Source organism: Paenibacillus sp. FSL H8-0537 (genome assembly GCF_038051995.1).
Lineage (GTDB): Bacteria > Bacillota > Bacilli > Paenibacillales > Paenibacillaceae > Pristimantibacillus.
In genome coordinates, this window is record NZ_CP150290.1 from 6,402,044 (window position 1) to 6,423,939 (window position 21,896).

General features: G+C 48.6%; 19 protein-coding genes. All 19 read right to left on the reverse strand.

Annotated features, from left to right (window positions below; translation table 11 throughout):
- Positions 1 to 77: 77 nt before the first annotated feature.
- On the reverse strand, positions 78 to 1,307 hold the full coding sequence (locus MHB80_RS27130; protein WP_341279836.1) for an argininosuccinate synthase: 1,230 nt from the start codon (positions 1,305 to 1,307) through the stop codon (positions 78 to 80).
- Positions 1,308 to 1,401: 94 nt separating this feature from the next.
- Positions 1,402 to 2,358 carry an ornithine carbamoyltransferase gene (gene argF / locus MHB80_RS27135; protein ID WP_341279837.1) on the reverse strand — a complete coding sequence of 319 codons (957 nt, stop codon included), beginning with the start codon at positions 2,356 to 2,358 and terminating at the stop codon, positions 1,402 to 1,404.
- Positions 2,359 to 2,415: 57 nt separating this feature from the next.
- Positions 2,416 to 3,624 (reverse strand): acetylornithine transaminase, encoded by a 1,209-nt coding sequence (locus tag MHB80_RS27140; RefSeq protein ID WP_341279838.1) that lies wholly within the window; start codon positions 3,622 to 3,624, stop codon positions 2,416 to 2,418.
- Between the two features lie 30 nt (positions 3,625 to 3,654).
- Positions 3,655 to 4,446 carry an acetylglutamate kinase gene (gene argB, locus MHB80_RS27145; RefSeq protein ID WP_056036956.1) on the reverse strand — a complete coding sequence of 264 codons (792 nt, stop codon included), beginning with the start codon at positions 4,444 to 4,446 and terminating at the stop codon, positions 3,655 to 3,657.
- A 45-nt stretch (positions 4,447 to 4,491) separates the two neighbouring features.
- On the reverse strand, positions 4,492 to 5,733 hold the full coding sequence (argJ, locus tag MHB80_RS27150) for a bifunctional glutamate N-acetyltransferase/amino-acid acetyltransferase ArgJ (protein ID WP_341279839.1): 1,242 nt from the start codon (positions 5,731 to 5,733) through the stop codon (positions 4,492 to 4,494).
- A 49-nt stretch (positions 5,734 to 5,782) separates the two neighbouring features.
- A complete protein-coding gene (gene argC / locus MHB80_RS27155) occupies positions 5,783 to 6,832 on the reverse strand; it encodes an N-acetyl-gamma-glutamyl-phosphate reductase (protein WP_341279840.1) in 1,050 nt (349 codons plus the stop codon).
- Between the two features lie 185 nt (positions 6,833 to 7,017).
- A complete protein-coding gene (locus MHB80_RS27160) occupies positions 7,018 to 7,941 on the reverse strand; it encodes a YitT family protein (RefSeq protein ID WP_341279841.1) in 924 nt (307 codons plus the stop codon).
- Positions 7,942 to 8,148: 207 nt separating this feature from the next.
- Positions 8,149 to 9,256, reverse strand: a protein-coding gene (gene prfB, locus MHB80_RS27165) for a peptide chain release factor 2 (protein WP_341279842.1) whose coding sequence is annotated in 2 segments (ribosomal slippage) — positions 8,149 to 9,183 and positions 9,185 to 9,256 — 1,107 coding nt in all. Because the reading frame shifts where the segments join, the coding sequence is not laid out codon by codon here.
- Between the two features lie 262 nt (positions 9,257 to 9,518).
- On the reverse strand, positions 9,519 to 12,023 hold the full coding sequence (secA, locus tag MHB80_RS27170; protein WP_341279843.1) for a preprotein translocase subunit SecA: 2,505 nt from the start codon (positions 12,021 to 12,023) through the stop codon (positions 9,519 to 9,521).
- A 313-nt stretch (positions 12,024 to 12,336) separates the two neighbouring features.
- A complete protein-coding gene (gene raiA / locus MHB80_RS27175) occupies positions 12,337 to 12,882 on the reverse strand; it encodes a ribosome-associated translation inhibitor RaiA (protein WP_046229713.1) in 546 nt (181 codons plus the stop codon).
- A gap of 223 nt (positions 12,883 to 13,105) precedes the next feature.
- Positions 13,106 to 13,303, reverse strand: a complete 198-nt coding sequence (locus MHB80_RS27180) for a cold shock domain-containing protein (RefSeq protein WP_056036940.1) — start codon at positions 13,301 to 13,303, stop codon at positions 13,106 to 13,108.
- Positions 13,304 to 13,535: 232 nt separating this feature from the next.
- The gene (locus tag MHB80_RS27185) at positions 13,536 to 14,441 is read right to left on the reverse strand and encodes a methyltransferase domain-containing protein (protein ID WP_341279844.1); all 906 of its coding nucleotides are present in this window, start codon (positions 14,439 to 14,441) and stop codon (positions 13,536 to 13,538) included.
- A 19-nt stretch (positions 14,442 to 14,460) separates the two neighbouring features.
- Complete coding sequence (gene pseC / locus MHB80_RS27190) at positions 14,461 to 15,642, reverse strand: UDP-4-amino-4,6-dideoxy-N-acetyl-beta-L-altrosamine transaminase (RefSeq protein WP_341279845.1); 1,182 nt, start codon at positions 15,640 to 15,642, stop codon at positions 14,461 to 14,463.
- 22 nt (positions 15,643 to 15,664) lie between these two features.
- Positions 15,665 to 16,615, reverse strand: a complete 951-nt coding sequence (locus MHB80_RS27195) for a GDP-mannose 4,6-dehydratase (protein WP_341279846.1) — start codon at positions 16,613 to 16,615, stop codon at positions 15,665 to 15,667.
- Between the two features lie 42 nt (positions 16,616 to 16,657).
- The gene (locus tag MHB80_RS27200) at positions 16,658 to 17,458 is read right to left on the reverse strand and encodes a methionyl-tRNA formyltransferase (protein WP_341279847.1); all 801 of its coding nucleotides are present in this window, start codon (positions 17,456 to 17,458) and stop codon (positions 16,658 to 16,660) included.
- On the reverse strand, positions 17,455 to 18,804 hold the full coding sequence (locus tag MHB80_RS27205) for a DUF4910 domain-containing protein (RefSeq protein WP_341279848.1): 1,350 nt from the start codon (positions 18,802 to 18,804) through the stop codon (positions 17,455 to 17,457). The genes MHB80_RS27200 and MHB80_RS27205 overlap by 4 nt, the downstream gene beginning before the upstream one ends.
- A 27-nt stretch (positions 18,805 to 18,831) precedes the next feature.
- Positions 18,832 to 19,881 carry a pseudaminic acid synthase gene (gene pseI / locus MHB80_RS27210; RefSeq protein WP_341279849.1) on the reverse strand — a complete coding sequence of 350 codons (1,050 nt, stop codon included), beginning with the start codon at positions 19,879 to 19,881 and terminating at the stop codon, positions 18,832 to 18,834.
- Complete coding sequence (pseG, locus tag MHB80_RS27215) at positions 19,835 to 20,977, reverse strand: UDP-2,4-diacetamido-2,4,6-trideoxy-beta-L-altropyranose hydrolase (RefSeq protein ID WP_341279850.1); 1,143 nt, start codon at positions 20,975 to 20,977, stop codon at positions 19,835 to 19,837. Before pseG ends, pseI begins: the two co-directional genes overlap by 47 nt.
- Positions 20,977 to 21,702, reverse strand: a complete 726-nt coding sequence (locus MHB80_RS27220) for a glycosyltransferase family protein (protein ID WP_341279851.1) — start codon at positions 21,700 to 21,702, stop codon at positions 20,977 to 20,979. Before MHB80_RS27220 ends, pseG begins: the two co-directional genes overlap by 1 nt.
- Positions 21,703 to 21,896 lie beyond the last annotated feature (194 nt).

Below are 21,896 nucleotides of genomic sequence, written 5' to 3' on the forward strand. Positions count from 1 at the left end.
GATAAGGCACAGGCCGCTGCATGCAGCGGCCTCTCCTTTGCTTCCGGCATCTATTAATAAATGACGTACTTTTATTGTTATTTACCGCTGTATTTCGTTCCGACCTTCAAACGCAGTGCGTTCAGGCGGATAAAGCCTGTAGCATCGCCTTGGTCATAAGCTTGTGTCGGATCAGCTTCCATCGTAGCGATTTCTGGGTTGTACAAGCTCACAGGGCTTTGTACGCCAGCGCCGATGACATTGCCTTTGTACAGCTTCAGGCGAACAGTACCCGTCACGTTTTTCTGGGATTCCAGCACGAGAGCTTGCAGCGCAAGACGCTCAGGTGCGAACCAGAAGCCGTTATATACAAGCTGGCTGTATTTTGCAATGAGGGAATCACGCAGATTCATGACTTCACGGTCCATCGTGAGCGACTCCATTTTGCGGTGTGCGCTGAACAGGATTGTGCCGCCCGGCGTCTCATAGACACCACGGCTCTTCATGCCGACAAAACGGTTTTCGACCATATCCACGCGACCAATACCGTGCTTGCCGCCCAAGTCATTAAGCTTGTCCATGACTTGCAGCGGAGTCAACGACTCGCCATTAATGGCCGTACAGTTGCCCGCTTCGAAGGACAATTCCACATATTCGGATTGGTCCGGTGCATCTTCCGGCGCTACGCTGAGCACGAACATATCTTTGTTCTCATCGGAGCTTGGATCGAACCAAGGATCTTCCAGCATGCCGCTCTCAAAGCTGATATGCAGCAGGTTGCGGTCAGTAGAATATGGTTTGGCAGCCGAAGCTTGAACGGGAATGTTGTGCTTCTCGGCATAAGCGATCATTTCTGCGCGTCCCGGGAACTCTTCACGGAACTGCTCTTCACGCCAAGGCGCGATCACTTTAATATCAGGAGCAAGCGCGGCAACGCCGAGCTCAAAACGAACTTGGTCATTTCCTTTGCCAGTCGCGCCATGAGCGATAATGGTCGCACCTTCAGCGCGTGCAATATCAACCATACGCTTCGCGATCAGCGGGCGGGCAATCGAGGTGCCAAGCAGGTATTGACCTTCATAGAAAGCGCCAGCTTGGAACATCGGGTAAATAAAATCAGACGCGAACTCATCGCGCAGATCGTCGATATAAACTTTCGAAGCGCCTGTCGCAAGCGCTTTTGCTTCCAGTCCATCCAGCTCATCCTTTTGCCCGATGTCAGCTGTGAACGCGATAATTTCCGCATCATACGTTTCTTTCAGCCATTTGAGAATGACGGACGTGTCCAAACCGCCCGAATATGCCAATACGATTTTTTCCTTAGCCATTGTAATTGTCGCACTCCTTAAAATCATGATGAATAATCCTGGCGAATAATCCGCTATGCGGGTGGCAAACTGAATAACGCCGAATTAAGCTTTGTTACATAATCGCGGCCATAATGGCCTTTTGAGCATGAAGACGATTTTCCGCCTGATCAAAAATAATCGAGTGGTCGCCGTCAATAACACCCTCACTCACTTCCTCGCCGCGATGTGCAGGCAGGCAGTGCATGAATAAGTAGTCTTTCTTCGCATGTGCAGTCAATGCTTCATTCACTTGATAAGCGGCAAATGCTTTCTCGCGTTCCTTCTGCTCCGCTTCTTGCCCCATGCTCGCCCATACGTCCGTATAAACAACGTCAGCGCCTTCAATGGCTTCTCTCGGATCGCGGCATACATGAATGCGCGAGCCGGTCTCAGCTGCATGATCCTTCGTCTGCTGCACGATGTCTGCATCCGGCTCATAACCTTCCGGAGTCGCAACCGACATGTCGATGCCCAGCTTAGCTGCTCCCATCAGCAGGGAGTGAACCATGTTGTTGCCATCGCCGATATAAGCCACTTTCAGCCCTTCCAGCTTGCCTTTGTGCTCAAGAATAGTCTGGTAGTCGGCCAGCGCCTGACAAGGGTGGGAAAGGTCGGTCAAGCCGTTAATAACCGGTATCGTTGCGCCGCGTGCCAGCTCCACTACTTTGCGATGAGCAAACGTACGAATCATAATGCCGTCCAAATAACGCGAAAGCGTCTGTGCCGTGTCCCAAATCGACTCGCCCCGTCCGATTTGCAAATCATTGCCGCTCAGGAATAGTCCGTGTCCACCGAGCTGGTAAATGCCCGTCTCGAACGATACGCGCGTACGCGTCGACGATTTTTCAAAAATCATTCCGAGTGTTTTTCCTTTAAGCAAATGATGCGTTTCGCCCGCTTTCAGCTTTTGCTTGAGCTCGATAGCGAGATCGATCAGGTAACGGATTTCCGCTGGCGCATAATCCACCAGCATGAGAAAATCGCGGCCTTTCAGGCTCGCAACCATTTCTTCTTTTACTGCTTCTTGCAATCGTATCTCCTCCACTTCCATCTATGCGTTTCATTTATGATAGCTGTTAGACAGCTGTTATTTATTGTCGCCAGCGCCTGTGCCTGCCAGCAGCTCTGCCAAAATACTCACCGCTTGATCAATCTCCTCATTCGTAACGAGCAGATTTGGCAGCAGACGGATGACATTCGGCCCTGCCGAAATGACGAGCAGCCCTTTATCCTGCGCTGCCGTGAGCAATCCAGCGATTGGCTCCGCGCATTCGATACCTACAAGCAGCCCTTTGCCGCGAATGTCCTTCACGAATGAATTGCCCTCAAGCTTCGCTTTCAGTTGCGACGTCAAGTAGTCGCCCTTCTCCTCCGCACGCTCAGACAGACGGTCGCCGACAATGGTCTCCAGCGTCGCCTTCACAACAGCTGTTGCAATAGGTGTTCCACCAAAAGTTGAACCGTGGCTTCCTGGACCAAACGCTTCACGCAGCTCTTCCCTGCACACAGCTGCCCCTACCGGGAAGCCGCTGCCAAGCCCTTTGGCCAGCGTGAAAATATCCGGTTCAATGCCGTAATGCTCATAAGCGAACAGCTTGCCTGTACGGCCCATGCCCGTCTGAATTTCATCGACGATAAGCAAAATGCCATGCTTGCGGCATAGCTTGCACAGGGCATGCACAAATGCCGGATCAGCCGGATAAATGCCTCCTTCTGCCTGAACCAGCTCCAGCATAACTGCCGCTGTTTTATCGCTGATTGCCGCCTCCAGCGCTTCAATATCATTGTAAGGAATGTATCTGAAGCCCTCCGGCAACGGAGCAAAACCTTCCTTTACCTTCTCTTGGCCCGTCGCAGTCAAGGTTGCCAGCGTCCGTCCATGGAAAGAATTTTCGAACGTAATGATTTCATAACGGCCATTGCCTTTAATCTTCTGCTGGTATTTGCGCGCCAGCTTAATTGCCGCTTCATTCGCCTCTGCGCCCGAGTTGCAGAAAAATACAGCGTCGCCGCTGCTGTTGTCCGTCAACAGCTTAGCAGCTTCCTCCTGATTCGGAATATGAAACAGGTTGGATACATGCCACAGCTCATCCAGCTGCTTAATTAAAGCTTCCTTGATTTTGCGAGGCGCATGTCCCAAATTCGTAACGGCAATGCCGCTCATGAAATCAAGGTAACGCTTGCCCTGATCATCCCATAGCCAGCTTCCCTCGCCCTTCACCAGCGCGATTGGGTATCTCGCATAAGTAGGAAGCAGCGAATTTGCCGCTACCGAAGTTGTTGTTTTCTCACTCATCGTTTATATCCTCCCTCCCGCTCTCGCGATTTAAACCCCTTTGACGATACGCGTACCGACTCCGCCCTCGCGCACTGCCTTAGTCAATACGCCTGGCTCCTCGCCGCTGACGATGACCACTTCCTGCACCTGTCCTTGAATACATTGCACAGCTGCGCGAACCTTCGGAATCATTCCGCCATATATTTCTCCGCTTGCGATCATCTCGTCAATATCAGCAACAGTGACCACAGGCAGCACCTGCTTCACGCCATCGACCGTGCGCATAATGCCCGGCACATCGGTTACTACGATCATTTGATGAACGCCCAGATGGGAAGCTACAGCTCCAGCCGCAGTATCCGCGTTAATGTTATAGCGCTGCCCCTGTGCGTCAATGCCTACAGGCGCGATAACAGGAATATAACCCATTGCCATCACGCCTTCTATAACAGCAGCATTAATGTCCGTCACATCGCCTACAAAGCCAATCTCATCAGCGTTTGCGACCGGGCGGGCTGTAATCAGCTGGCCATCCACACCGGATAAGCCGAGCGCCTGTGCGCCGCAGGAAGACATTTTCCGCACAATTTCCTTGTTGATGCGTCCAGATAAAACCATTTCGACGACATCCAGCACCGCTTCGCTCGTCTTGCGCAAGCCGCCGACAAACTCGGTCTCAATGCCAAGCTTCGCCAACGTCTCCGAGATCGCCGGGCCGCCGCCATGTACAATAACCGGGCTAACGCCGGATTGCTGCAGCTCCCGCAGCTCGCCAAAGAAAGATTCCGGCAGCGCAGCCAGTGTACTGCCGCCGCATTTCATTACAAATCGTTGCGTCATGCTATTATGAGCCCCTTTATCGCTTAATGCCCGCCTTATGCACCGTTATGTACGGTAAGCCGCATTAATTCGCACGTAGTCATAAGTCAGGTCACAGCCCCAAGCTGTTGCCGCGCCCGCTTCCATATGCAGATCCACATGAATGACGACCGTGTCGCCCTTCAAATATTCCAAAGCTTTCTCCTCGTCAAAAGCAACCGGCTTCGACTGCTGCAGCGTTACAATGCTGCCTAGCGAAATATCGACCGTATCCGGATTGACAGGCTCGCCAGCGCGGCCTACTGCCGCAATAATCCGGCCCCAGTTCGCATCAGCTCCAAAAACCGCTGATTTCACAAGGGAAGAACCAATGACCGTCTTTGCAATCGCCTGCGCCGATGCATCGCTAACCGCTCCACGCACCTGAACCTCGACAAGCTTCGTTGCGCCTTCGCCGTCACGCGCGATCGCTTTCGCAAGCACCTCGCACACATGGCGAAGCGCCGCGCCGAAAGCTGCCCAGCCTTCATGCTGCGGATGAAGCTCGCTGTTGCCGGCAAGTCCGCTTGCCATCGCAACGAGCATATCGTTCGTGCTTGTATCGCCATCAACCGTAATCATATTAAAAGTATGGTTCGTCGCTTCACGCAGCACTTGCTGCAGCGCTTCGCTGCCAATTGCCGCATCCGTCGTAACGAAACCAAGCATCGTTGCCATGTTTGGGTGGATCATGCCGGAGCCTTTCGCCGCTCCAGCGATATGAATGAGCTGTCCGTCAATTTCTACGGATACGCAGACCATTTTTTGCACTAAATCGGTCGTCAAAATCGCTTGGCAGAAGCTTTCTGCCGCTTGCTTATCGGAAGCCAGCTTCGCTGGCAGCTCACTGATGCCGCTGCGTACTTTGTCCATCTTGAGCAGCTCACCAATGACGCCGGTAGAAGCTACCGCTACTTCATCCGCTGCAACGCCAACCCGCTCAGCGAATTTATTGCGCATTTCATAAGCATCCGCTTCACCCTGCTCGCCCGTGCAAGCATTGGCATTGCCGCTATTGACCAGCACAGCACGCAGGCGGCCATCCGCGCCAATGCTCTCGCGCGTCACCTTAAGCGGTGCCGCCTGAAATACATTTGTCGTGTACACGCCCGCCGCTGCCGCCGGAACCTCGCATACAATCGCGCCAAGGTCATTGCGCGTGGTTTTTTTGAGGCCGCAGTGAATGCCGCCCGCTGTAAAGCCCTTTGGTGTTGTAATCGAGCCTTCCGCCACAACCGTATAAAGGGGTGCCGTGTGTCCCTGTTCCATAATTACATCGTTCTCCTTCGCTTCATGCTAAATTAGATTATGCTGCTTCTTATGGATAAACAGGAACAAACTGCAAACCAAGCGTCTCATCCCAGCCCATCATAAGGTTCATGTTCTGAATCGCTTGTCCCGCTGCACCTTTGACCAAATTATCAATGACCGAAACAATCGTTATTCTGCCTGTACGGCTATCGAACGCAAAGCCGATATCGCAATAGTTGGAGCCCCACACTTCCTTCGTCGCAGGCAGTTGTCCTTCAGGACGAATGCGCACGAACGGGCGGTTCTCGTAATAGCTGCGATACAGGTCCATAAAATCATCCGCGCTTCTGCCATCTTTCACCGTTGCATACATCGTTGTCATAATGCCGCGCGTCATCGGCACGAGATGGGTTGAGAACGTCGTCACAACCGAACGGCCCGCTACATCAGAGAGCACCATTTCGATTTCAGGAGTATGCTGATGCTGATTCAGCTTGTATGCTTTCAAGCTCTCGTTCAGCTCGGAATAGTGCGTGCCAAGACTCGCGCCGCGGCCCGCTCCAGAAACGCCGGATTTCGCATCAATAATGATGCTGTCCGGATCGATAAAGCCAGCTTGCACAGCCGGAACTAGGCCAAGAAGCGCCGCCGTAACGTAGCAGCCTGGGTTGGAAATGAGATTCGCACCCCGCACACGGTCGCCATAAACTTCAGCCAATCCGTACACCGCTTGCTTCAAAAACTCCTCGTCCGCCGCCGGCTTTTTGTACCATTTTTCATATAACTCTCTATCTTGCAGGCGGTAATCGCCGGATAAATCAATCACTTTAAGGCCTACAGCCAGCAAACCGGGTGCCAGCTTGGAAGCGACAGCCGCTGGTGTTGCCAAAAACACAACATCCGCTTTGCTGCGAATCGTCTGCGGCTCTACATCATCTAGCAGTTCTTCGCGAATGCTTATTAAGTGCGGGTATCCTTCCGTTATCGGCGTCCCCGCGCTGGATGATGAAATAACCGAGGTCACCTCAGCAAGAGGATGTGAGGCTAACAATCGAATAAGCTCAACGCCGCCGTAGCCGGTTGAACCGATAATAGCTATTTTCAGTTTTTCGCTCATATCCATCATCTCTCCCTATGAGACTATCTAAAAGTATATTGTACATGATTCGGCAGTCGATTAAAACACACTGTTTTTCCGTATTATTATACATGTCATTTCATATTAATACAATGAGCGAATGGATGTATTTTTGCGCCTCGCACGCTCGAACAACCCGCTGTCATGGAGCGATATCGCTATTTCTATTCCAGCTTAAACCCTTCCCCTACTACCTCTGATGTGTTGCTGATGATGACAAATGCAGTCGGGTCCACCGTCCGAACGAGCTGCTTGAGCTTCGCCACCTCCATTTGCCCCACAACGACCATCAGCACGGTCCGACCTTCCCCGCTGTAGCCGCCATGCCCAGCAAGCTTGGTCAAACCGCGGTCGAGATCATAAAGAATCGCCTCCGACACTTTTTCAGGCTCGCTGCTAATGATAAAAGCGACCTTCGACACTGGCAGCCCGCTTTGAATAATATCAATCGTTTTGCTCGTCACAAAGAGCCCGACTAAAGCATACAACGCCACTTCCGGCGAAATAAGCAGGCCAGCTGCAATAATGACACATCCGTCAAAAATAGCAACGGCGAGCCCTAGCGATATTCCCGTGTAACGATGCAAAATTTGCGCAGCCAAGCCAAGCCCGCCCGTCGAGCCGCCCCCACGAAAGACAATGCCAAGCCCGAGACCAACGCCGATCCCTCCATATATAGCAGCAAGCAATGGATTATGTGTGGGTGTTTCCCAATGGGATGTAAGCAGAACGAATAACGGCAGCACAACGGAGCCCAGCGCCACCTTAAGCGCATAACGCTTGCCCAGCAGCCACAGCCCCACAAAAAACAAGGGGATATTTACAGCCCACTGTGTATAAGCTGGCGGAATGTCAGCAAAACGTTGGACCAAAATCGAAATGCCGGAAACGCCGCCTGAGGCAATCTCATTGGGCACCAGAAATAAATTAAAGCTTGCCGCCATTAAAAAAGAGCCCAGCAGCACCTGAAGCATGCTCCAAAAGAGCTGTTTTCCAGGGCTGAGCGGTTTCTTTATTCGTTTATTTATTACTGTCGATTTAGCTGTGTATGACCTGGGGTTGCCTTTATCATTCATTTCTTTCACCATATCGAATCCCACCCAAATTCATAAAGTCTTATGTAAAACGCTCATAAAAAAGAAGAGTTCCACCCTTGTTCGAGTCGGAACTCTTCTTAGCTTACGTCAATATGGCTTGATCCATGCGTATTCATCCAGATCCTGTATCCTTATAGCCTTTTACCGCAAATGCCCAGCACTCGGGCTAGCTTATAGGAACGCTGCAATCGTCAGCTGTTAGTCGTGGCGAATTTGATGGCGCAAATATCCGTTGATGAAGGCGTTCAGGTCGCCATCCATAACGGCTCCCACATTGCCTGTCTCCACCGATGTGCGATGATCCTTGACCATGCTGTACGGATGAAAAACATAGGAGCGAATTTGGCTGCCCCAAGCAATTTCCGATTGCTCGCCGCGAATTTCCGCGAGATGCTGACGCTGCTCTTCGATTTTCCGCTCATAAAGCTTGGAACGCAGCATATTCATAGCCCGCTCACGGTTCTGAATTTGCGAACGTTCCTGCTGGCAGGCAACGACGATACCCGAGGGAATATGCGTAATACGAATCGCCGATTCTGTCTTGTTGACATGCTGTCCGCCCGCCCCGCTTGCGCGGTATGTATCGACCTTCAAATCCTCGCTGCGAATTTCAATATCGATGTCATCGGTGATTTCCGGTACTACATCGCAAGATGCGAAGGACGTATGACGACGGCCTGACGCATCAAATGGTGAAATACGAACGAGGCGATGTACGCCCTTCTCCGCTTTAAGATAACCGTAGGCATTGTAGCCTTTGACCAAAATCGTGACGCTCTTGATGCCTGCCTCATCACCTGGCAGATAATCAAGCAGCTCGACCTTGAAGCCGCTTTTCTCCGCCCAGCGTGTATACATGCGGTACAGCATTTGGCCCCAGTCCTGCGACTCGGTGCCGCCGGCGCCAGGATGCAGCTCAACGATAGCGTTGAGCTTATCATACGGCTGGTTGAGCAGCAGCGTCAGCTCAAAGTCATTCAGCTTGCGCAGCAGCTGGGCTGTTCCTTCCAGCAGCTCAGGCTCAAGCGTCACGTCCTGCTCTTCTTCCGCAAGCTCCAGCATCGTTTGCAAATCTTCCATCTCGCCGTTCAAGCGCAAATATTGATCGACGACCGATTTGACCGCATTCATTTCGGAAATCACGTTTTGCGCCTTGTCATTGTCATCCCAAAAATCAGGCGCCGTCATTTTTTCCTCAAAGTTTGCGATCAGCTCATTCTTAAGATCTAAGTCAAAGAGACCCCCTGAGATCTTGGAGCCGCTTCGCTATTTCTCGCAAGTCCTGTTTCACCGTTGGTTCTATCATAGCGTACGCTTCACCTCAAATTTCTTATCTTGTCTGGTTGCCCAGCTTTTACTTGAAATATAAGAATTTATAAGTATTTCCCCTTATAAATAGGCTTATATTTCTCCGACAAAGCTCTTCGCACGTCCTAGAAGGACGACGAAGTCGTTTTTGCTTGCTATGCTGCTTGATGGCATAAACGCGCCTGCTGCGAAGCGAAGCAGCTTCTGCCGCATCTCTTTCGCACACTGGCGCGTTAAGCCTTGCCTATCCAATCAGTACCTTATTTACCGTGGCACTGCTTGTATTTCTTGCCGCTGCCGCATGGGCAATCATCATTGCGCCCAACCCGGTCCAGACGCTTCGCCGGACGTTTCTCTTGGCTTTCGCCTGGGCTGTTCGTCGTCGTCTGGCCTTGAGCTACCTCTTGGCGCTCCAGGTTGCTCTCTACGCGCGACTTCATAATATATTTAGCAACTTCCTCTTGAATCGCATCAATCATCGCTTTGAACATCTCAAAGCCCTCAAATTGGTACTCGCGAAGCGGATCTGTGCCGCCGTATGCCCGAAGGTGGATACCTTGACGCAGCTGGTCCATTGCATCGATATGATCCATCCATTTGCTGTCAACCGCGCGGAGCGAAACGACCTTCTCGAATTCACGCATGGTTGTTTCGCCTAGCTCAGCTTCACGCTCGTCATAGTAAGCAACGACTTTGTCATAAATAAATTGTGTAATTTCCTCAATTTCTTTACCCCAAATGTTGTCTCTTGTGACGGTGCCTTCATTGAGAAGGTTGGCATCTACGTAGTCGATAATAGCTTCCAAATCCCACTCTTCCGGAATATCCTCCGTACAATGAGCTTCAACCGTGCGGCCAATAACCGCTTTAATCATTTCCATGACGATTTCACGGATGTTATCGGAAGTAAGCACGTCCAGACGCTGCTTGTAAATGACTTCGCGCTGCTGGTTCATGACATCATCATATTGGAGAACGACTTTACGCTGGTCGAAGTTGTTTCCTTCTACGCGCTTCTGAGCCGATTCTACTGCACGGGTAATCATCCGGCTTTCGATCGGTTGATCCTCTTCCAGACCAAGACGATCCATCATGGCCATAATGTTATCCGAGCCAAAACGGCGCATCAGTTCATCTTCCAGCGACAAATAAAACTGGGACGAGCCCGGATCGCCTTGACGTCCGGCACGACCACGCAGCTGGTTATCGATCCGGCGGCTCTCATGGCGCTCCGTACCAATAATATGAAGGCCGCCAAAATCAGCTACGCCCTCGCCAAGCATAATGTCGGTACCGCGTCCTGCCATGTTTGTTGCAATCGTAACAGATCCGGCTTGACCGGCACGCGAAATAATTTCAGCCTCTTCCGCATGGAACTTCGCATTGAGTACTTTATGTCCAACGCCACGGCGCTTAAGCATATCTGCCAGCTTCTCGGAATTTTCAATGGAAATCGTACCAACCAGTACCGGCTGTTTGTTCGCGTGACGAGCAACGATCTCCTCAACAACGGCATTAAACTTGCCTGTTTCCGATTTATAGACGACATCTTGAAGATCTTTACGAATCATAGAGCGGTTCGTTGGAACTTGAATAACGTCCAGGCCGTAAATCCGCTTGAACTCTTCTTCCTCCGTCTTCGCCGTACCCGTCATGCCCGCAAGTTTGCGATACATCCGGAAATAGTTCTGGAACGTAATCGTCGCCAAGGTCATGCTCTCATTTTGAACTTTGAGCTGTTCCTTCGCTTCAATCGCTTGATGCAAGCCATCGCTGTAACGACGACCCGACATTAAACGCCCCGTAAACTCGTCGACGATAATAACCTCGTCATCTTGAACGACATAATCGACATCGCGCTTCATGATAACATTAGCTTTAAGCGCCTGTTGGATATGATGATTGAGCGTCACATTTTCATGATCAAAAAGATTTTCAATATGGAACGCCTTCTCTGCCTTCTCCACGCCTTCTTCCGTCAGCATAACGTTGCGCAGCTTCACATCAATCGTATAATCCTCTTCCGCCTTCAAACGGCTCAGGAAGCGGTCCGCGGCATAATAAAGATCAGTCGACTTGGCAGCTTGTCCCGAAATAATAAGCGGTGTACGCGCCTCATCGACAAGGATGGAGTCCACTTCATCAATAATTGAGAAATAAAGCGGGCGCTGAACCATTTGTTCTTTGTAGAGAACCATGTTGTCGCGCAAGTAATCGAAGCCAAATTCATTGTTCGTACCGTACGTAATATCGCAAGCATAAGCGCTTTGCTTCTCCTCATGCGATAAGCCGTTCAAGTTGCAGCCGACCGTCATGCCGAGGAAATTGTAAAGCTGAGCCATCAGCTGGCTGTCACGGGAGGCCAAATAATCATTGACCGTTACAACGTGTACGCCTTTCTCCAATAGCGCGTTCAAATATACAGGCAGTGTCGCCACGAGCGTTTTACCTTCACCGGTTCTCATCTCAGCGATTTTGCCCTCATGGAGAACGATACCGCCCATCAGCTGCACATCAAAATGACGCATGCCGAGCGTACGCTTCGAAGCTTCACGCGTAACTGCAAAAGCTTCTGGCAATATTTGATCAATCGTCTCCCCTTTAGCAAGGCGAGCTCTGAATTGTGCCGTTTTAGCTGTGAGCTCCTCATCGGACAAAGCCGATACGGTTGACTCCAGTGCATTAATTTCTTCTACTTTACGCGTGAGGCGTTTAACCTCGCGCTCGTTCGCATCACCAAATATTTTTTTCACTAATCCGAGCATGGGGCTTCCCCTTTCACCTTACGCTTGTTTGCCTTAAATTGTAACAGTTTGCAGGATGCACCGCAACGCATCACCATTATTTTCAGGTAAGAATATAACAAACCTTTCGAAAAGAAAAAAGGCGAACCGTCTATGTTTTCAACTGAGTTCATTATACATCGCGCAGAGGGCGAAATCAAAACGTCTACCTATTAAAAAACAGCACTGTCTCCTATGGATAAATGCACCATGACAAAAAAATGAAAAAGCCTTCCCTCCCGCAGGAGGAAAGGCTTAAAATTGCAATAAATATATAAGTACGACTGGCCTTGTATTAGCCTTGTTCAATTAATCCATATGTTCCATCATCGCGTTTGTACACGACGTTCACCTCTTCATTAATGCTATTGGCGAATACGAAAAAGTTATGGCCGACCATATTCATTTGCAAAATGGCCTCCTCCACATCCATCGGCTTGAGCAGGAATTTCTTCGTTCTTACGACTTCGAAATCCTCTTCCTCATGCTCGAGAACGCCTACGGCGGAGCCTTCTTCCCTGAATAGCGATTTCACACCGCTGTCATGGCGGAATCTACGGTTAACTTTCGTTTTGTGCTTGCGAATTTGTCTTTCGAGCTTATCCACAACTGTATCAATAGAGGCGTACATGTCGGCACTTTTTTCCTCTGCTCTCAAAAAGTTGCGGGCAATCGGAATCGTGACCTCAACAGCGTGTATGCCTTTCGTCACCGATAAGGTTACGGTTGTTTCGGAGGTAGGGGCTTCAAAATACTTCTCTAAGCGGCCGAGCTTCTTCTCGACATATTCCTTGAGTGCATCTGTCACTTGTAAATGTTGACCTCGAATGATGTATTCCATGGGGCATGCCTCCTTTACATGTTCTTATTATAACATAGTAGGGGAGGTATAGTAAAACTATTTTCTATTAATTTAGAATTTTCTAATAATTTATGTCGAAGGTTTGAACGAGCAAAGATTAACAAGCACCTAGTGCCATTCGGCAAAATAAAAGCCCCGGTTGCCCGGAGCTTAAAGTTTACATATAAATAAATCCTATAGACTGGCTATTGCAGCCTGATGATTACAGTTTAGTGACGTTAGCAGCTTGTGGACCGCGTGCGCCTTCTACGATGTCAAATTCAACCGCTTGGCCTTCGTCAAGAGTTTTGAAGCCTTCTGTTTGAATAGCCGAGAAGTGAACGAATACGTCGCCGCCTTGATCAGTTTCGATAAATCCATAACCCTTCTCCGCGTTAAACCATTTAACTTTACCTTGCATGCATAAACAGTCCCTTCATCTTCAAATACTGTGAAACACCTTACTCATGTGGCCCACAATTTGACTATAACACCGCGTTATTAGAATTGTCAAACAATTTATTGTAAGCGAATACATTGCGACTGTATATGCCTTTTGCTTGTAAATGAATTGTACAACTTCTTAAGAAAGCACCGTGAGATTCATCCTACATTACGCTTTTCAAAATAAGAGAAGGTTCTCACCATTCTGCCTATTCCAGCTTTGTTTGATATTTAGTGGCCACTATTGCATTTTGAGGCAGCAAACACGGAATACCGCCTAAAATCGGATACGCTAGTAGGCTTTCAGGTGAATAGTAGCAATCCTCGTATTGAATCAACTCGCTTTTTGTAATCGGACAACATAGCGGCTTTTCCGACTTCGATACACCTTCATTATTTTTCCTAATAATGATGACACTAACAGGGTTAAGTTCATGGTAGTTCGCCTCAAATGGACGATGCTCAATTACATCGTAACCTAGCTCGACTGCTTTAGAGTATAAATCCTTCACGTAACCATGCTCTTGCATTCTCTTCTTTGCTTCTTCAGAAGAAAATTCATGTGTAGGCTCAAGGAGCACCAAGAATTTGGCTGCAATTCGATAGAGTTCCTTTAAAGCTTCTTCTTCTCTGCCACCATTAGATTCAATCGAATGAGTTGCATAAACAACATCTATCGCATTATCCTTAAATGGGGACTGAAACATATCGCCGGTGAGCAGCCTTACGCACTCCAAATCTTGCTCTTTGATGAAGGCTTTAGCATATTTTATTCTAGACCATGATATGTCGAATCCATATGCCTTATCGGGTTGTTTTTGAAGTCGAGGAATGGTGATTCCAAGCATAGTCCCCTCGCCAACGCCCACTTCCAATAAAGAATCGTATGACTCAAGGCCATCTAATATTTTAGCCAATGCAGTACTGAATGCATCTCGTGATACGGGATTGCTCTTATAACCTGCAATGTATGAACCAGCTTGAAAATCATAGCTGATCATTATATCTTCCGTGCTATTCATCGGGCTTCCGCTCATTTTTTTTAAGTGCTGAATGATATTTCCGTTTTGTTGATAAATCGCTTTGATTTTATGAAGAATTGAGTATTTATCCATAGTTCCTCCAATAGGCGAGCTATATTCCTGAATAATATTGTTTATATATTTTCAACACGGCTGTTATTACATCAGCCACATCATGTTCATTCATCCTTGGAAACAACGGAAGTGTAATGCAGGTTTGATAATACGTCTCCGCTTCGGGGCAATGCACTACCTCATTAACCTTATTCTTATAAAATGGCTGGTGGTACACAGGGATATAATGAACGTTAACCCCAATATTATTTTCCCTAAATGCCTCAAAAATCTCCCTACGGTCAGCCGTAAACTTGCCCTGCTCAAAGCGGATCATATATAAATGCCAGCTGGAGTCGCTTTTCTCGTGCTGGAACGGCAGGACTAACCCATCCAAGCCGGATAGAGCCTCGTTATAAGCCCCAGCAATCTCCCGTCGACGATCTACAAAATGATCGAGCTTGCCCATTTGTGAATGGCCTAATGCCGCTTGAATATCTGTCATTCTGTAATTGTAGCCTAGCTCCGACATTTCATAATACCAAGGGCCATCGTTTTTCTGCATAACAGCAGCATCCCGTGTCATACCATGGTTTCTAAACAATAGCAGGCGTTTATAATAATGCTCGTCATCGGTTACGATCATGCCGCCTTCACCTGAAGTCACATGTTTGACAGGATGAAAGCTGAACATTGTCATATGTGCCAATGAGCCTACCTTCTTCCCTGCATAAGAGGCTCCTAAAGAATGGGCGGCATCATGAATGACGACCAAATTATTTTTGCGAGCCAGTTCATTAATTCGATCCATATCTACAGGCTGTCCTGTAAAATCCACCGGAATAATCGCCTTGGTACGGCTCGTAATTAGCCTCTCTACCTCAGCCGGGTTGATATTATAGGTATCAGGCAATATATCTGCGAAAACTGGCTTGCCTCCCATATACAACACACAATTGCTGCTGGCTATAAAGGTAATTGGCGTTGTTATAACCTCATCATCATCACCGATGCCCGCAGCAAAACAGGCGCCATGAAGGGCCGCCGTTCCATTACAAAAAGCAACCGCGTAACGAACGCCGGCGTATTCCGCCACCCGGCGCTCAAACCGCTCAATAGCTGGACCCTGAGTAATAAGCTCGCCGCGCAAAACCTGCACCACAGCCTCGATATCCTCTTCATCCAGCCACTGCTTGCCATAAGGCAGCAGCGCTTCTCTAACTGGTCCCGCATATTCCATCTGATCTGCCGCCTTTCCTAAATTAAATCAAATCCGTTACGCGAATCCAGTCCTCTGTCCGCTTAATCCCTTCTTCCAGAGTCACCTCTGGCTTCCAGCCAAGCAGCCCAAAGGCTTTGGATGAGTTGCAAAGCAGCTTCTGAATTTCACTCTGCGGATGGATATGCTCAACATGGTGGATACGGGATTCATCCCCCTCCAGCACGAGCTTCGCCAATTCATTAACCGAAATGTCACGGCCCAAGCCCGCATTGACGATTTCGCCGTTCACTTTATCGGAATAGCCTGCTTCAACGACAAATCTCGCACAGTCCGCCACATACAGCAGGTCACGCGTCTGCGTACCTTCCCCGTATATATTCAAATCTTTGCCTGCTAGCTTGTTCTTTAAGAAAATAGCTACAACTCCGCCTTCGCCTCCGGTCTTCTGAAACGGACCATAGGTATTAAATGGACGTATAACAACCGTCGGCAAACCGTATGCATGATAATACGACAGTACCATATTTTCAGCAGCAATTTTGGCGCCTGCATAAGGCGAAGCCGGTTTGATCGGATGATGCTCTGCAATTCCGCTCTCTTCTGTACAACGGTCATAAACCATGCAGGTGCTCATAAATACGACTTTGACATTATGCTTACGAGCCTGCTCCAGCACATGAAAGGTTCCAATTGTATCATTGTTGAAGGTAGTGCGAGGATCATCTATAGAATCCTGTACATTTATAGATGCGCCAAGATGATAGCAAATGTCGAATTTATGTTCTTCGAAAAGCTGCTTCAGCAAAGACTCGTCGAGTATTGACCCCTCAATGAAACGCTCCAGACGCGAATGCTGGCGAAATTCCTCAATATTCGCTTCCCTGCCATTAGATAAATCATCAATAATCCATAAGTTGTGGCCATCCTCAAGCAGTTGCTTGGCTACCCATCTTCCAATAAAACCAGCTCCGCCGGTCAGCAATATATTCACAATAGTCCTCCTAAAGGATATTCTTCTTATCCTGAAATCAAATTAAAAAGCTCTAACAAGCTTAGGTTCTTCATGGCCTAGCTCTCCGTCCAAATAACGATCAACGATATCATTATTAAATGTGTTATATACCAGCCTTAAATGCTGTGGAGCCCAATCTTTCGATGTAAACAGCTTGCCGCTGGAGCGCTGCGGAATTGCTTTAAACGATTGACCTTCACCCATCTTATTAAAAAGGTGGATGAGATCCTCGGCAGCCTGCTTAACCGCATTACAGGCAACATCATGCAGACCTTCCCCCCGGTGCAGCTCAGGCACAGAATGATGAATGACGGCTCCCCCATCCAATTGGGAAGTCAGTTGGTGAATCGTCATACCCGCCCAGTTCGGCTTAAGGAAATAGAATGGCCAGAAAAGCGTAATATTCCCACGATACCAAGGAGATAAGCCTCCATGTATATTCCAGGATATTTCCGGGAAAACGCTCAGCGTCTCTTCGTCAAGCTTATGAACCCCATAGCTCACTACAGCCTGGGGATTTTGCTCAATCACCCATTGTCTAGTCTCACTGCTATTTAATTGATCTATAGTTACCTCACGCACGGGTATGCCTTCAAATACTTTGAGATCAGCTTCCCCAAATGCCTGCTCTTCCGCGCTCTGACGATCCGAAAAATGGCGAACGAAATTATGTTGATCCAGCTCCGACCAGCTAGGGTGCGGATTGGGCATTAGCTCTTCACGTTTTTCAATCAATAATGCTTGCAGCAGCCCCTCTTCATGCAAACGTTTTGCAATATGCAAATGCCGCGGATGGGACCCCGTCAGAAAAATCAATTTCATTTGAACAGCCTTCCTTTCTCTGCGTATGGACCTTCAATAATTCCTTTTTCCTTTAATTGCTCGATGAACGGGAGAATTGCAGCAATACTGGATCGGCACAATTCGGCAATTTCAGTCAAAGTATGCTCGCCATCTGCATAGTTGAGTATCGTTAATATAATATTCAGCTGTCTGCGGTTGTCCATAACTTCATTGGACGACTGGGAACGATTAATGGGTGAATTAATATCCGGATACAGACCATGCTTATCTAGTTTAACCTCACCATAAGGTGAACGGTTTACATAATAACCTTCTGCTTCATTCAACTCCAACAGCCGCTCCAATTCCTCCACACTGCGCTGCAGCGCTTCAATGGTCATAGCTTCTTTCGTATCCAAGGAATTATGATAGCCATCATAAAGCCCATATACCGTGCGGGCCATCTGGCCAACAGGGAGATTGAAGCCTGGAGAGCAATATTGACGCTCATCCGATCCAAAAGCCGGGGTGAATGGGCGAGTTTTCCCCTCCAATTCTCCCCTTTCAAGAAGCTGTTGCCATATGTGATCCAATGGATTAGCACCCGAGCGTGAGAGCTTATAGTTTAACGGCTCGGGCCCTCCTAAGCAGGTTAATACTAGGCCTGCTTGTGTATTTTGCTTCATTTCTGTACCAAAACGATGTAAATAAGCAATGCTGCCAATCGTCTCCGGCACAAAAACAAAACGGTATGTATAACGGCGCTTGCTCCATTTAGCAATCCGATTATATAAAAATGCAGCAACAAGAGGTCCACTTAATTCGTTGTTAGCCATCGATGGATGACAAATGTAGGTGCTAATCAACACCTCTCGATCCGTTTCGCCTGGAAGCACAGAGTGGGCGTAATTAAGCTCTCCGTCAATATGCTCACTATCTATGTATGCTTCGTACTCTCCTTCTACCAACTGCTCCCTCTCGCAATGCGGCAGACAAAAACCCCAGCGCTCTTTGTAGTAGGAGGTAACATAAGGAACAGCCTCTGGCAGATGAGGAATCGAAAATAAATGTCCTTCCAGCTCAGCCAGCGAAAGCTTTGTTTGGACTGGCGTGCTGTAATTGAGAATTTGCAAATTGCTGCTCTTAAAATCTGCAAGCTTGCGTCCATCCGGCGCCTTTAACCAGCCATCACGAATGACCCATTCCTTCGGTATTTCCCAATCGAATGCCTGCTTTCCCGTCGGCTCACCAAATACCTCTAGAGGCATATATTCTGACAAGATTTCGATAGTTTCGCGCAGCCCTTCTCCTGTAATGCTTCGGCATATGGGAAAAAGACGGTCGAATAGCTTGTCCATTGCTTCCAATTCTTTTACTTTATCCACAGCGACTGCCCTTTCTTATTCGGTTTGCTAGAGGATATCCCATGATAACGGGGTACCTTTCTTGAGGTCCGTTCTTGCTTGTTTGCCTAGAATCAGTTCCATATATTTGGTTGGAAGGCCTAGCCCCGGCCTTATCGCTCTTACATTTTGCTCTGTAAACGCCTCTCCTGCCTTCACATCTTCTGCAATGTATAAGGAGCGGCGATAATTTCTGGAATCCTGCTCCGCCTGCGTTGCGCCGTAAACTACACCGCCAATTGCCTGCCAAGCACGCTCCGTCTCAATGGAAAGCGCCTTAAACTCCTCCGGCTCTAAAGAGAATGTCGAATCCACTCCTCCATCAGCCCGTGACAGTGTAAAATGCTTTTCGATAACAGTTGCGCCAAGCGCCACGCTCGCGACGGAAACTCCGACACCCATTGTATGGTCGGAGAGCCCTACTTGGCATTGAAACAGCTTCTCCAGATGCGGAATTGTTGCTATATTCGTGTTAGCTGGCGAGGCAGGGTATGTACTGGTACATTTTAATAAAATAAGATTATCGCAGCCTGCTTCTTTCGCCGCTCTCACTGTTTCATCCAATTCAGCGATAGAAGCCATCCCTGTCGAGATAATGACGGGTTTACCTGTTGCCGCTACCTTGCGGATCAGCGGAATATCTGTATTTTCAAATGAAGCAATTTTATAAGCCGGCACGTCCAGCTCTTCCAGAAAATCAACGGCGCTCGCATCAAACGGTGTGCTGAACGCAATCATGCCACGCTCGCGGCAGCGATCAAAGATTGGCTTATGCCACTCCCAAGGCGTGTATGCTTCTTGATACAGTTTATAAAGCGAAGTGCCCTGCCACAAATTATCGGAGCTGGAAATGAAAAAATCGCCTTCGTGAATATTGAGCGTCATCGTATCCGCTGTGTAGGTTTGCAACTTGAGTGCATCTGCCCCAGCATCGGCCGCTGCATCCACTATAGCCAGTGCACGCTCAAGTGATTGATTATGATTACCCGACATCTCGGCAATTAAAAATGGCTTATGTGTTTTCCCAATTATGCGGTCCAAAATGTGAATGTCTTTCATCTCGTAATCGTTCCTCCGTTATCACCGTAATCACCCGGCTCTGCTTCTGGCCAGGCTGGCTGCCCATCAATTCTAGAGCTTTGGTCCCCATAGCACCTAGATTAAAGATAGAACCACATGCTTTATTAAGTATATCGGCATATTGCTCCGAATTTATTTGTCCGTGCCAGCCCATTTCAATGACCGCCCCTAGCTGCCCAGCTAATGCAACGGTATCTGCCTGATTTTCAGCAACAACCGCAACAGCAGAGGGCAGGCCCAAGTAGCAACGTTCCCACATCGCCACGCCGCCCGCTCCTAAAGCAAAATCTGCTGCAGCAATAAGCTCTGCCATGTTTTCAATTTGAATATGTAAGGCGACACCCGTCATTTCATCACAAAACTGCTTAATCTCCTCCAGACGTGGATTCGCTGTTCCTATCACTACATCGGTGTGGATCAGCGGGGTATCCATCGGGGAATTTGCAGTTAGACTATTCAATGCCTTCAAAGCCTTCAGCGTTTCATTGGTAGGGTCACTGCCTCCGAAAAAAACGAGCAGCCGCTTCACTTCTTCCCCTCGCCGCCTTAAAGCCGCCCGCTGCTCATAAAATGAGGGCCTCAAAAGCAAGTAAGAGGGGCCAAGCAGCATCTTGCAGTCATCGGGAACGAGATTACGGTAACGATACTCCTGATCCGATGACAAGTTTTGGTCCAGAAGCAGATCTGCTGAATGCCTACGGTCAGCAAGATCATCAATGACCATTAACTTGCCAGCATGCGGCTTAACGCTCACCTCCCATTGCTCATCTAGAGCATAATGGTCAACGATGAGCCAGTCCGGATGCATCTTCGCACACAGTTGAACGGTGTATTGCGCATCCTGCTCTACAGCCGCAACATCTAATCTCTCCAACGGAGCAGTCGAGGGAATCCCGACAAATGGATAGCCTCGTTGAATAATATAATCACGCAAATTCCCTTCCAGCAGGCGGCTTATGAAAATAATGCAGTATCCGCAAGAAGCAAGCTCATCCGCCAGCGAGAGGCATCGCATAATATGTCCCGTTCCGATTGCACCTGACGCATCCGCACGTATAATTACATTAGCCGCCATCAAACAACCGGCTTTTGCTCAATATGAGCATTTAATCGAGCGACTTCCGGATGAGCCAATAAATAATCGACCACCTCAGCGGCGGGCACGGCCATATCGCCATGAAAAGCTTCCGCTAGCGCGCGGCATAAGGCATAATCCTCAGCTGTATCAAGAGTAATTCTCAGCTCGGGATGCCTCAGCTTCTCGGGAACTTGGACAGCTATATTCGAAAACTGCTCTGCATATTCATAGGCATAGTAGGTAACATGCTCCCGGTGCCGCTCTTCTGTAGGGGCATGCTGGATTTTAGTCAAAGCGCGATAGGAAATCATTTCGACGGCAAGTCCTCTTGGGAGTGCTCCCTCCAGTAGAGCTATATCCGCCGGCTGCTCCTCCATTGCTTGAACAATGCGGCTGGCGAGAGCATAATCCACAAATGGACAGTCCGAGGTCACTCGAATAATATAATCAGGCGCATAGGGAGCCGCACATTCATAATAACGGGATAAAACATCCTGCTCTGCCCCTCTAAAGCAGGCTACACCATTTTCAGCACACCAGCTTGCAATGGCATCATCGCCTGGCAAAATCGAAGTCGCTACGACAACCTCCTGAACGGAAGCAATGCTCCGGCTTCGCTTCACCACATAATGGAGAACACAGCTGTCTCCTAGCGGCAGCAGTATTTTTCCAGGGAGTCTGGATGAGCCCATTCGAGCCTGAATAATAACAATGGTTTTCATGAATTCCCTCCCTTGCAGTAAACTATGTATATGTATTTTATCGGTTAACATGGCCGTTCCGAATAGAGCAAATGTTTCCTGTATTATAGCATAAGAGACAAAATCGATCGGCACACCAACATACAGCTAATCTATTTCCAATATCGCGCCGCGACTTTGAAATTCGCAAAAATAATAAAGCACAAACAGCCTAA